Annotated in this window: 10 protein-coding genes; 2 read left to right on the plus strand and 8 right to left on the minus strand. The window is 41.8% G+C overall.

What is annotated here, in order from left to right; translation table 11 throughout:
* Positions 1-125 precede the first annotated feature (125 nt).
* Together CS931_RS04815 and CS931_RS04825 are read left to right on the plus strand one after the other, a co-directional pair.
* The gene (locus tag CS931_RS04815) at positions 126-2,018 is read left to right on the plus strand and encodes an APC family permease (protein WP_099204653.1); all 1,893 of its coding nucleotides are present in this window, start codon (positions 126-128) and stop codon (positions 2,016-2,018) included.
* Between the two features lie 453 nt (positions 2,019-2,471).
* Entirely contained in the window at positions 2,472-3,602 is a 1,131-nt protein-coding gene (locus CS931_RS04825) for a sodium ion-translocating decarboxylase subunit beta (protein ID WP_099204655.1), read from the plus strand.
* 412 nt (positions 3,603-4,014) lie between these two features.
* Here the strand turns inward: CS931_RS04825 and argF are convergent, their stop codons facing one another.
* From argF to CS931_RS04865, 8 genes are all read right to left on the minus strand, one after another.
* A complete protein-coding gene (argF, locus tag CS931_RS04830; protein ID WP_099204656.1) occupies positions 4,015-4,917 on the minus strand; it encodes an ornithine carbamoyltransferase in 903 nt (300 codons plus the stop codon).
* Between the two features lie 183 nt (positions 4,918-5,100).
* Positions 5,101-6,273: an aspartate aminotransferase family protein gene (locus tag CS931_RS04835; protein WP_099204657.1), complete on the minus strand. Its 1,173-nt coding sequence runs from the start codon at positions 6,271-6,273 to the stop codon at positions 5,101-5,103.
* A gap of 123 nt (positions 6,274-6,396) precedes the next feature.
* Positions 6,397-7,254, minus strand: coding sequence for an acetylglutamate kinase (gene argB, locus CS931_RS04840; protein WP_099204658.1), 858 nt, complete (start codon positions 7,252-7,254; stop codon positions 6,397-6,399).
* 67 nt (positions 7,255-7,321) lie between these two features.
* Positions 7,322-7,621: a hypothetical protein gene (locus CS931_RS04845; RefSeq protein WP_099204659.1), complete on the minus strand. Its 300-nt coding sequence runs from the start codon at positions 7,619-7,621 to the stop codon at positions 7,322-7,324.
* A 14-nt stretch (positions 7,622-7,635) separates the two neighbouring features.
* On the minus strand, positions 7,636-8,850 hold the full coding sequence (gene argJ, locus CS931_RS04850) for a bifunctional ornithine acetyltransferase/N-acetylglutamate synthase (protein WP_099204660.1): 1,215 nt from the start codon (positions 8,848-8,850) through the stop codon (positions 7,636-7,638).
* A 173-nt stretch (positions 8,851-9,023) separates the two neighbouring features.
* Positions 9,024-10,058, minus strand: coding sequence for an N-acetyl-gamma-glutamyl-phosphate reductase (gene argC / locus CS931_RS04855; RefSeq protein WP_099204661.1), 1,035 nt, complete (start codon positions 10,056-10,058; stop codon positions 9,024-9,026).
* Positions 10,055-11,437, minus strand: coding sequence for an argininosuccinate lyase (argH, locus tag CS931_RS04860; RefSeq protein WP_099204662.1), 1,383 nt, complete (start codon positions 11,435-11,437; stop codon positions 10,055-10,057). The genes argC and argH overlap by 4 nt, the downstream gene beginning before the upstream one ends.
* Before the next feature lie 17 nt (positions 11,438-11,454).
* A complete protein-coding gene (locus tag CS931_RS04865; RefSeq protein ID WP_099204663.1) occupies positions 11,455-12,687 on the minus strand; it encodes an argininosuccinate synthase in 1,233 nt (410 codons plus the stop codon).
* Positions 12,688-12,909 lie beyond the last annotated feature (222 nt).

The raw sequence follows: 12,909 nt of genomic DNA on the forward strand, positions 1-12,909 counted from the left end.
AAAATTTTTTTTCCATATTGACAAAGTGATTTTTTAGGGCTAAACTTAGTCAGTTATTAAATCAATGGCTAAGTTTAATATACAAAGAGAAGATAAAAATTTGAGGTAAAAGAAGGTTTTTTTCAATGTCTTGGAAAAGCGTAAAAAAGGTTTTGCTCGGCAAAACTTTAAAAAATGATGATTTGGAAAGTGAGAAATTAGGCCGCCTTTGGGGTGTTCCTATCATGGCAAGTGATGCTGTTTCTTCAGTAGCCTATGCAGTTGAAGAAATGCTGATGGTGTTAGCCCCAGTTTTGGGCGTTTCTGCCGTGCATTCTCTTGGTTATGCCGCATTACCCATTGTTTTGCTATTTATCGTTTTAGCATTTTCGTACTCACAAATTATATCGGCCTATCCAAATGGTGGCGGTGCTTATGTTGTTTCAGCTGAAAACATTGGCAAAAAGGCGTCTCTCATCGCCGCTGCTGCCCTATTGGTCGACTACGTTATGACTGTTGCTGTCAGTTTGTCTGCCGCTACTTCTGCGCTGGTTTCTGCATTCCCTAACATTGCCCCTTTTAGAGTGCCCTTGGCTCTCTTGTTTTTATGCGTGATTACGCTTCTCAATCTTCGAGGTATGCGTGAATCGTCAAAGGTGTTCGGCATTCCTACTTACGCCTTTATTTTGATTATGGTGGCTTTAATTGCAACCGGGTTTATCAAATTATTCAGCGGGAATTTACAACCAATTACCTATTCAGCAGATATACAGGCAATCCACGCTGATACGATGGGTTCAGTATCTATCTTTTTACTGCTCAAGGCTTTCTCAGCTGGATGTTCTGCACTGACGGGGGTAGAAGTGGTGAGCAATGCTGTTCCTACTTTCAAGGAACCTTCACAGCGCAATGCAAAACAAGTTCTTTTTATTCTTGTTGGCATCATTATGACAATTTTTGGTGGAACCATTCTTCTGACCATATCACTTGGTGCCATACCGATTGAAAATAAAACCGTCATCTCCCAGCTTGGTCTTGCCGTTTTTGGCGATGGACCCATGTTCTATATTCTGCAATTCGCCACTTCGCTCATCTTATTGCTTGCTGCTAACACTGCCTATAACGGTCTGCCCACTCTATTGGCTATTCTGGCAGAAGATGGCTATATGCCCCGCAAATTCATGCATCGTGGCGCTCGTTTGGGCTTTTCTAATGGTATTATTTTCATTTTTGCTGCCGCTGCTCTTCTTTTGATTATTTTCAAAGCAGAGACACATCACCTAATTCCCCTTTATGCTGTCGGCGTATTTCTTTCTTTCACCCTATCACAGGCTGGCATGGTGATTCATTGGAGAAAATCGAAGGAGAAGGGCTATCGCCACAAGCTAGTGATTAATGGGCTTGGTGCACTGATGACTGCCACAGGCACTGTCATCGTTTTCATGACAAAATTTGCGCAAGGCTCTTGGCTTTTGGCAATTGTTATTCCTGTTGTGGCCTTTATCATGTTTCATATTGAAAAACATTATGAATTCGTCGCTAGACAGCTTACCATTGATGATTTCACCGCACACTATCGTAAGAGTATCAGCACAGACGACAATTTGTGCTTGGTGCTGGTAGGCTCTATGAATCGCTCTGCTTTAAAGGTTTTAAACTATGCTAATTTGATTAGTAAAAATGTCATTGCACTCAACATTGCTACTGATGATAAATCAGCTGAAAGATTAAAAGAAAAGTGGGCCGCTAGTGGAATTGATATTCCTTTAGAAGTCATTGACTCTCCCTATCGCGAGCTGATTGAACCTATTGAATGCTATCTCGAGAAATGTGAGGCTGATTTGCAGCCCACACAAATGATTACCGTTCTAATGCCCCGCTATATGGAAAGCCATTGGGCGGCCAATATGCTTCACAACCGAAACACCTACTATATCGAAAAAAAATTGCGCTCCCATCGAAATGTCGCCACAGTTTTGGTTCCTTATATTTACAGCCCTAAATTTAAGCCCGCTGAAAAAAAGATACCAGAATCATAATTTAGATAAGGTAACTTTGCTTAGCAACAAAATAAAAACTTTTAAGCCTGAGCAGATACTCAACAAGTATGGCTACAACAAAATAAAAAGAGACAGCAGTAAGTTTAATATCTTGCTGCTGTCTCTTTTTATTGCAAAGAAATTTTCTCTTTTTCGCAAAAAACTTTTCAACTTTCCCTATATATGTTATACTAAAAAGTAGAATTACTCATAATTGACCAATTTGGTTATTAAGGAGGTGAAACTATGCCCGACTGGAATTATCTGATGTCTTTTGCAATATCGAGCTTAATTACTGTTTTTATTATTATCTCTGCTCTGGTATTGTTTTTGACTTTCCTGAATCGTTCGTTTGCAAAACTGAACAAAAAAATGCGCAGACAGAAAAAATAACTTTTTCTAGTGCAACATTCACCCCCCCTATGGGCATTAAATTAAAGAAAGAGGGATGTAATGTTTGAGATTATCTTAGACTTTATGAAAGAAGTATTTTTACGGTCCGGATACGCACAATTAACTTGGCAAAATGGGATTATGCTGCTAATTGCAGTTCTCTTGATACTATTAGCTATTCTAAAGAAATTTGAACCCCTGCTATTGCTGCCAATGGGTCTTGGTATGTTAGTGGCCAATATTCCACTTTCAGGCATGACAGCGTTTGACGATGGCAAATTCTTAAATATCCTATATCAGGGTGTCACTTGGGAAATTTTTCCTCCCTTGATTTTCTTGGGAGTTGGTGCAATGATTGATTTTGCGCCTCTAATTGCCAATCCATCCAGTTTCTTAATGGGAGCATCTGCTCAAATCGGCATCATGATTACGTTTTTGCTTGCCAATCTTGTTGGGTTTACTTCGCTTGAATCTGCCGCATTATCCGCAATTGGCGGCGCAGATGGCCCTACCACTATTCTATTGACTACTAGGCTGGCTCCTCATTTGCTGCCAAGCGTTGCCATTGCTGCCTATTCTTATATGGCTTTGGTACCTTTAATTCAGCCGCCTGTCATGAAGCTTCTCACCACGAAAAAAGAGCGTTCCATTGTTATGAAACCTCAACATCAGGTAACAAAAATTGAAAAAATTATTTTTCCTATCGTAATTATTACGGTGGTTTGTCTGCTTGTTCCTGATTCTACCCCGCTTATCGGAAGCCTGATGATTGGCAACTTAATTAAAGAATCTGGTGTGACCGAAAGGTTGGCAAACACACTGCAAACTCATTTGCTGAACACTGCTACGGTTTTCCTCGCCCTCTCTGTTGGAGCTAGTGCAACAGCCGAGCGCTTTTTAACCACTGACACCTTACAGATTATTTTCTTAGGATTGTTTGCTTTTGTTATTAGCACGGCTTGTGGGGTACTTTGCGGCAAAGTAATGTGTTTTGTTACAAAAGGTAAAATCAACCCCCTCATTGGTGCCGCCAGCGTTTCTGCTATGCCTATGTCCGCAAGGGTAGTGCAGAAGGTTGGCCAACAAGAAAACCCCGGCAATCACCTTCTCATGCACGCTATGGGTCCCAATGTTTCCGGAACAATCTCTACTGCTATTTTAGCCGGTATTATTTTAGGGAAACTAAGCTGACTTTAGTTTTGTAGAAATTATGATTCATATCAATTCATTTGATACTTACAACGACTGACTCTTATAATTTACTTATAACATAAACAAAACTCTCCTGTTTTTCATTAGACAGGAGTGTTTTCTATTTCTATTTAATATTTGTATTTATCTGAACAATGGGAGTAAAGTGATGAGTAAAGCTGCTATTATCGCTGCAGCTATTACGGCGCCTTTTTTATCCCTATATTTATTTTGCAAAAAATTGCTGCCTTTCATAACAATCACCCCTTTTATTTATATATTATCTAAAAGAGAATGATTCTTCTATCTTAAACCGGTAAAGCTTCTGTTAAATATAGTCAAAGTTAACTGCTCGTGAAAAAAGAGTCACACAATCCCATTTCAGTTTGGGTTTGTGTGACTCTTCATTTCTTTATTTCATCAGTGTTACAAGTACCGCTTTTTGAGCATGCAAACGATTTTCTGCTTCTTCAAAGATGAATTTTTCGTTTTTCTCCATGACTTCAGCGCTAATTTCTTCTCCACGATGAGCAGGCAAACAGTGCAGAACCATTGCGTCTTGATTGGCAACACTCATAAGTGAATCATCAATGCAATATCCGGCAAATGCTTCTTCTCGTTTCTTTCTCTCTTCTTCTTGGCCCATCGACGTCCAAACATCCGTAATGACTACATCTGCACCTTTGGCAGCTTCTGCCGGCTGATCCGTCATCAAAAAATTGGGATAAGCAGCGGCAAATTCCAACACCTCATCTGCTGGGTGATAACCGTCAGGGCATGCTACTGCAACGTCCATTCCCATTTTTAACCCACCGACAATCAAAGAATTCATCATGTTGTTTCCGTCGCCGATGAAACACATCTTCAGGCCCTCTAGCTTACCTTTGAACTCTCTTACCGTCATTAAATCAGCTAAAACCTGACAAGGATGAGCAAAATCAGTTAGCGCATTGATAACCGGTATGCTTCCGTATTCCGCTAGCTTTTCCACTTCTTCTTGTGCAAAGGTACGAATCATAATGCCGTCTAGATAGCGAGAAAGCACTCGTGCCGTGTCTTCCACAGGCTCTCCTCTGCCAATCTGTAATTCGTTTCCTGACAAGAACAAGGCATGACCGCCCAGCTGATACATTCCAACCTCAAAAGAGACTCTAGTACGGGTAGAAGCCTTCTCAAAAATCATGCCTAAGGCTTTTCCTTTTAGCAGATGATGTTCAATGCCGTGCTTATTTTCATATTTTAGCTGATCGCCAAGATTCAAAATATCTGTAATTTCTTCTTTTGACAAATCCAATAGTTTCAATAAATGTCTCATTTTATTGTTATCCTTTCGCTGAGAGTGGGATGTTAATACAACTTATACGCAACCTGCTGACAGCGCAAAAACAAGATTTGTCTGCAAGGAGATTCAAACTTTCTTCATGCGGCTGTTAACTTTAAAATATGGTTTCAAACTTATAACATAAATATCGCCAAACTGACTATCGCGACTAAATTCTCACTGATTATTGGACAAAACCTCTTTAAAGATTACCAAACCTTTATCTAATTCGTCTTTTGTGATTGTGAGCGGTGGCAAAAAGCGAACTAAATCTTTAGCCGTTAGAATCAAAAGCCCTTTTTCAGCACATTGCAGCAAAACTTCTTTGGCATTTTTACTCTTCAGTTTTATGCCTAGCATAAGACCTTTTCCCCGAACAAATTCTACTTCATCGACACTATCTAAGACTTTTTTGATATAGTCTGATTTCTCGTTGACTGCTTGTAAAAATGCAGGCTCGGTTACATAGTCAAGCACTACTAGCGCTCCTGCGCCTACTACCGGATTACCCCCGAACGTAGAACCGTTCATACCAGGCTTGAAAATGTCTTGCAGCTTTTCATTCACCAAACACACACCAATGGGAAGACCGCCGCCAAGCCCTTTTGCCGCCGTAACAACATCGGGCGAAATATCAAAATCTTGATAGGCAAAGAAACTGCCCGTTCTGCCAATTCCCGTTTGCACCTCATCGATAATCAGCAGCACGCCCTTTTCATCGCAAAGCGTGCGTAAATCCTTGACAAACTGTTTCTCCAGCGGAATCACACCGCCCTCGCCCTGAATCAATTCAATCAATACCGCACAAACTGTGCCATCCAGTTGTTCTTGTACGCTGGCAATACTGTCTTTATCTGCATAAGTAAAGCCCTCTGTCAAAGGGAGAAAATCTTGATGAAAAGAGTCTTGCCCCGTGGCCGACAAGGTGGTGATGGTTCGCCCATGAAAAGAATCCTTCAGTGTCACAATTTTATCAGCACCAAACGCTTCTCCATATTTTCTGGCAATTTTTGTGGCGCATTCATTCGCTTCTGCACCTGAATTACAAAAGAAAGATTTGCACATTCCGGCCGCTTTCGCCAAACGTTCGGCCAGTTCTGTGTTGACAGGACTGTAATAATAATTAGAAATATGCTGAATCTTACCGGCTTGTTCCTGAACAGCCGCAACCCATTTTTCGTTGCAGTAGCCCAGCGAATTCACGCCGATACCAGAAGTAAAATCAATATAAGTCTTACCCTCAATATCTTGAGTCGTGGCATTCTTGCCTTCTGTCAAAGCAATATCCACACGACCGTATGAATGCATAATATATGTATTTTCTTGTTTTTTGACTGCTTCAAAATTCATTGCCGTAAACTCCTTTTCTCAAAATTTTGCTTTTACATTTTGTAAGTTTAAATCTTACTTATTCTGCATAAAGAACCGATGTCGCTATCGGAATATTTATTTTCGTTTTCACTCCGGCACTTGTTAATATAGCATGGTTCCAATGCCCTCATCCGTAAACAATTCAATCATAATTGAATGCGGTGTTCTGCCGTCAATAATATGTGCACGGCGCACACCACGACGAATCGCATCAACGCAACAATCAATTTTAGGAATCATACCACCGCTGATAATACCTTCTTTTTTCAAGCTGCTGACTTCACCGACATTGACTACCGGAATCAGTGTAGATTCATCTTCTTTGTCTCGCAAGAGTCCTCGAATATCCGTCATCAGAATCAATTTTTTCGCACCTAAATCAGCGGCAATTCTTGCAGCTGCTATATCCGCATTGATATTATAAACCTCACCATGATATCCAGATGCAACCGTAGAAATAATCGGCACATATCCGCTTTCGATTGTTCGGTGAATGATATCACAATTGACTTCACGAATCTCACCCACATAGCCCAAATCATCAGCTGCCACCAATTTATCGGCTTTCAGCATAGAACCGTCAATGCCGCACAGACCAATTGCTTTTCCGCCGCCATTCTCTAAAAGCTGAACCAAGTCTTTGTTTACTTTTCCTGCCAGCACTTGTTGCACAATGCACATGGTCTCTTTATCGGTATAACGCAGGCCATTGATAAACTTGCTCTCTTTTCCAATTTTATTTAGCATATCGTTAATTTCAGGACCGCCGCCATGCACGAGCACAACATTGATTCCCACTAAATGCATCAGCACGATATCGCTCATAACGGCACTTTTCAGTTCTTCGCTGATCATGGCGTTACCGCCATATTTAATGACCACGGTTTCTCCTGCATAACGCTTGATGTATGGTAATGCCTGCACTAAAACAGAAGCTCTGTCATTGTTTGAAATTATCATTGCCAATATCCTTTCACATTTCCTTTTATCTTACTATTATTCTGCCCCAAACAGAAAAATGGATCGATTATGCCCCAAAAAGCAGCAGCAAAAAAGCACTGGCAATCAACAAAAAATTCATTGCCGTCACAATAATCAAGGAAGTCTGCCAACACTTTTGAACAGGCAATATTTTAGCCGCTAAATAATAGAGCATGCACAAAAGCAAAACAATCATATTGGCAAAAGCCAAGGTCGGCTCAATCAGCATTGCGCTTCCCGTTAGCATTAGCACCACATAGAAAATCAAAAACATGGCCGTTAGAACGGTTAAACCGGCGGCAATGCCATCCCACCGGTTTAAAATCTTATTTTTTATCTTTTTCACAGCTCTCCCCCGATTTAGGTTCGATAATCTCCATTGATTTTTACATAGTCATACGTCAAATCACAGCCATATGCTTCTGCTGTATTTTCACCACTATGCAAATCAACCTGTATGGTGATTTCGTCAGCTGAAAGCACCAAAGAAGCCTGATCTTCTGAAAAATCAATGCCAGCGCCTTTTTGGCAGACACTGACTGTTCCTTTTCCCGAAACAAAAGCGACATCAATCTTTTGCACATCTACATCAGCACCTGCATAGCCAATCGCACACAGCACACGACCCCAGTTGGCGTCTTCACCAAACATCGCCGCTTTCACAAGACTAGAGCAAATAATGGCTTTCGCCACTGTTTTGGCAGTTTGTTCCTCTTTTGCACCGCTGATTTGAGCAATCAAAAGCTTGGTTGCCCCCTCACCGTCCTTTGCCATCATCATGGCAAGCTTCTTGCAGACGGCTTCCAGACCTTCTACGAACAGACTAAAATCTTCATTTTCTTCGGTGATTTCAGGGTTTTCTGCCAACCCATTTGCCATAACGGCATAGGTGTCGTTGGTGGAGGTATCACCGTCCACACTCACCATATTAAACGTGTTATCTGTCACAATATGGATTGCCTGATTCAGCATTTCAGCAGAAATCGCACAGTCTGTTGTGGAAAATCCAAGCATGGTCGCCATATTCGGGTGAATCATTCCGCTGCCTTTGGCGATACCACCGATATGTACCGTTTTACCGCCAATTTTAACCGAAACTGCCGCTTCTTTGGCAAAGGTGTCAGTCGTCATAATTGCCGTTGCCGCCAAGTTCGACCCATTCTCATCTAACCCATTATACAGCTCTTTTGCTGCGTTTTCAATTGGTTCAATCGGCAAAACCTGACCGATAACCCCCGTTGAACCCACAATCACATCGTTCGGCTGAATATGCAGTAGTTCTGCCGCAATTTCGCACATTCTCTCTGCTTTTTCAATACCATCGGCATTGCAGGTATTGGCATTGCCCGAATTCACAATAACAGCCTGTGCTCTGCCGTCTGTCAAGTTCTTTTGCGTGACCGTTACAGGAGCACCTTTGACTAAATTCTGCGTATAGACTGCCGCCGCCGTACAAGGCACTTCACTGGCAATCAGTGCCAAATCAGCTTTTCCTTTATTCTTACGAATGCCGCAATGTATACCATTCGCCTTGAAACCTTTTGCGGCTGTAACACCACCCGTTATAAACTCCATTAAAAACACCCTCTCATACGGCGACGAGTCGCCGCTGACACGTCGCGATACTCGTGCTTCGCACTTTGCACTCGCTATTTTTCTCAGTTTTGCGCCCACGCTGATAACAAATGTAAGTCTTACTTCAAATATGATTTTTCCTACCACAACTCTGACTATATAAAAACTGTCTTTTAGAAAGCTGGAGGAACAAGCAAAAGTCCTGCTGTTTCGTCTAACCCAAAGCAAAGATTCATATTTTGAATCGCCTGCCCGGCCGCCCCTTTTACCATATTATCAATCGCTGAAATCGCTACCAATGTACCGGTTCGGTTGTCTACCTGTACAGCAACATCACAGTAGTTGGTATACCACACGTGGCGAATATTCGGCACTCTGCCAGACGGTAAAAGTCGGACAAATTTTTCATTGCCATAAGCGTGCTGATAAATTTCTTCCATCTCAACTTGCGTGACTTCTTTGGTCAACCTCGCATAACAAGTTGCCAAAATGCCACGATTAACCGGTAACAAATGCGGTACAAACGTAAGCTTTATGTCTTCCCCTGATAAATTACTTAATGTTTGCTCCATTTCAGGTGTATGACGGTGAGAAGCCACTTTATAAGCATAAAAATTTTCGTTTAACTCGGGATAGTGATTGGTTTGGCTCGGCTTGCGCCCTGCTCCTGTTACCCCCGACTTGCAGTCAGCGATAATTCCCTTGGTGTCAATAAAACCAGCTTTGAGTGCCGGTGCCAATGCCAGCGGAACAGCCGTTGTATAACAGCCAGGGTTTGCAATCACCGTTTTACCCTTGATTTGTTCACGATAGAATTCAGGCAAACCATACACTGCTTTTTGGTGCAATGCTTCATCGTCGAAAACACCGTTATACCACTCGGCATAGGTGTTTTCATCTTTCAAACGGAAGTCTGCTCCCAAATCAATGAAAACCTTACCGGCTTGGTCACACACTTTGGCTAAACCTTGCGATAATCCATGCGGAAGTGCCGCAAAAATTACGTCTGATTTTGCCACTGCTTCTTCCTGCGATTCACAAACCAAATCACATATTTGATAGTAAGACGGATAAACCTGTGAAAGCTTCATACCCTCAAAACTGACTGAACTAATGGCAGCAATTTCAGCCTGTGGGTGTCCCATAATCAAGCGGCAAAGCTCTGCTCCGGCATATCCTGTTGCTCCAATAATTCCAACCTTTATCATTTCAATTCCTCAATTATAGTCATTACTCTTTTTACTTGATTTTTTACGTTCTCGGGTGCCGGGCCGCCCAGAACCTTCCGTTCGTTCACACAAGTGTCCAAAGAAATCGCATGATAGATTCCCTCGTCAAAAGCGGAGCAGACAGCTTGATAACTGGCAAGCGGCAATGTTTCGAGTGTCAGGTTTTCAGCAATACACAGTGCCACCAATTCGCCTGTGATTTTATACGCATCACGGAAAGGCAATCCCTTTTCAGCGACAAGATAGTCAGCGCAATCAGTTGCATTGATGAATCCTTTAGCGGCCGCATTGCGCATATTCTCTGTTAAAACCGTCATGGTTTCAATCATCGGAATCAGCGGTGTTACACAAAGCTTTAATGTGTCCACAGCATCAAATACAGCTTCTTTGTCCTCTTGCATATCTTTATTATAAGCAAGCGGCAAGCCTTTCATCATGGTGAGAAGTGCTGTTAAATCACCGAAAACACGACCGCTTTTTCCTCGTATAAGCTCTGCAATATCAGGGTTCTTTTTCTGCGGCATAATACTGGAACCTGTGGAGAAAGCGTCATCCAACTCAATAAACTTGAACTCCCATGAACACCAAAGAATCAGTTCTTCACAAAATCGAGATAAATGCACCATAGTCATAGAAACCGCAAAGGCAATTTCAACACAGAAATCACGGTCTGAAACACCGTCTAAGCTATTCTGACTGACCGCAGCAAATCCCAAAAGTTCTGCCGTCATTTCACGATTCAGCGGATATGTTGTGCCGGCCAGTGCACCACTGCCAAGCGGCATAACATCCATACGCTTTTCAGCATCTTCAAAGCGCTCAAAATCACGCAGCAACATTTCACAGTAAGCAAGCAAATGATGTCCAAACGTAATCGGCTGCGCTCGTTGCATATGTGTATAGCCCGGCATAACCGCATTGCTATAGGCTTCTGCTTTATTACAGAGCACCTGAATCAAATCTTTCAGCTGTCCTTTCATCACTTGGCACTCTTTTTTCAGCGTCATGCGCACGTCTAATGCCACTTGGTCATTTCGGCTTCTGGCAGTATGCAGACGCTTGCCTGCATCGCCGATTCTCTCTGTCAGCTCGCCCTCTACAAAAGTATGAATGTCTTCTGCATTCGGGTCAATAATTAGCTTACCGCTCTCAATTTCCTCGCTGATTTTTTCCAGTTCTGCGCAGATTTTGTCGCCCTCCGATTTCTCGATAATCCCACTGGCGGCAAGCATCGTTGCATGAGCGATACTACCCTTAATGTCCTCGGCAAACATACGGCTGTCCACCGAAATAGAGGAATTAAAATCATTGGTTTTTGGGTCAACTTCTTTTGCAAAACGGCCTTTCCAAAGCTTCATGTTTTCACCTGATATCCTTATTCTTGAATTAAACCTTTTTGTCCCTGCACTTTCATCGGCAGACCAAACAGATTGATGAAACCTGCTGAATCGTTTTGATCATAAACTTCATCTTCATCAAAAGTGGCAATTTCTTCATCATACAGTGAGTACGGTGATGTCACGCCTGCATCGATGATGTTGCCCTTATACAATTTCAATTTAACGTCGCCTGTTACATAAGTCTGTGTAGAATCGACAAACGCTGACAATGCAGAACGAAGGGGGGTGTACCATTTTCCATTATACACCAAATCAGCAAATTCTAAAGCTACTTTTTGCTTATAGTGATAGGTGTCTTTATCAAGGCAGATTTCTTCTAATTTGTTATGAGCATGATAAAGAACCGTGCCTCCGGGAGTTTCATAAACGCCTCTGGATTTCATGCCGACCAAACGGTTTTCAACAATATCTGCAAGACCAACACCGTTTTTGCCGCCGATTTCATTGAGTGCTGTCACCATTTCTGTGCCGTTCAATGTTTTGCCATCAAGCTGTGTTGGAACACCTTTTTCAAAATGCAAGGTGATATAGGTAGGCTCGTCAGGGGCTTGCTCCGGTGAAACGCCCAATTCTAAGAAGCCTTCTTTATTATACTGGGGCTCGTTGTCGGGATTCTCTAAATCCAGTCCCTCGTGGCTCAAATGCCAAATGTTTTTATCTTTGGAATAGTTGGTTTCACGGTTGATTTTCAGTGGAATATTGTGTGCTTCTGCATACTCAATCTCTTCATCACGAGATTTGATTTCCCATTCTCTCCAAGGAGCAATGATTGCCATTTCAGGTGCAAATGCCTTGATGGTCAGCTCAAAACGAACCTGGTCGTTGCCTTTTCCGGTACAGCCGTGGCAGATTGCATCAGCGCCCTCTTTTTTGGCAATGTCAACAATTCTTTTGGCAATAATGGGGCGAGCAAAAGAAGTACCCAAAAGATATTTGCTCTCATAAACAGCTCCCGCTTTGACGGTTGGATAAACGAAATCTGTTACAAATTCTTCTTTTAAATCTTCAATATAAAGTTTAGAAGCCCCTGTTTTGAGTGCTTTTTCTTCTAAACCGTCAAGCTCTGTTCCCTGGCCTACGTCGCCTGAAACAGCAATGACTTCGCAGTCATTATAGTTTTCTTTCAGCCATGGAATGATAATGGACGTATCCAAACCTCCGGAATAAGCCAGCACTACCTTTTTAATGTCTTTTTTTGATTTTGCCATGATGAATATCCCCTTTATAGAAAAATTACTTTTAAATTTATCTCTTATGATGATTTATTATACACCTATTTTTGCAAAAATCAAGCATTTAATGTATATTTATTCAAAATCAAATTCACAAATATACATCCACTTTTTCTAAATTTATTGGTATTTTGCCGAAACTTAACTATAATTCCTCTTTCTGTGTGTTTCATTCTTGCTGAATGTATACTTTTAATC

This window comes from Scatolibacter rhodanostii, assembly GCF_900197595.1.
Classification (GTDB): domain Bacteria; phylum Bacillota; class Clostridia; order Oscillospirales; family Acutalibacteraceae; genus Scatolibacter; species Scatolibacter rhodanostii.

Coding starts and splice junctions, on each gene's coding strand:
- argC (WP_099204661.1), bottom strand. CDS start 10,058: ATGATAAAGGTTGGAATTATTGGAGCAACAGGATATGCCGGAGCAGAG.
- CS931_RS04865 (WP_099204663.1), bottom strand. CDS start 12,687: ATGGCAAAATCAAAAAAAGACATTAAAAAGGTAGTGCTGGCTTATTCC.
- CS931_RS04815 (WP_099204653.1), top strand. CDS start 126: ATGTCTTGGAAAAGCGTAAAAAAGGTTTTGCTCGGCAAAACTTTAAAA.
- argF (WP_099204656.1), bottom strand. CDS start 4,917: ATGAGACATTTATTGAAACTATTGGATTTGTCAAAAGAAGAAATTACA.
- argH (WP_099204662.1), bottom strand. CDS start 11,437: ATGAAGCTTTGGAAAGGCCGTTTTGCAAAAGAAGTTGACCCAAAAACC.
- CS931_RS04835 (WP_099204657.1), bottom strand. CDS start 6,273: ATGAATTTTGAAGCAGTCAAAAAACAAGAAAATACATATATTATGCAT.
- CS931_RS04825 (WP_099204655.1), top strand. CDS start 2,472: ATGTTTGAGATTATCTTAGACTTTATGAAAGAAGTATTTTTACGGTCC.
- argB (WP_099204658.1), bottom strand. CDS start 7,254: ATGATAATTTCAAACAATGACAGAGCTTCTGTTTTAGTGCAGGCATTA.
- argJ (WP_099204660.1), bottom strand. CDS start 8,850: ATGGAGTTTATAACGGGTGGTGTTACAGCCGCAAAAGGTTTCAAGGCG.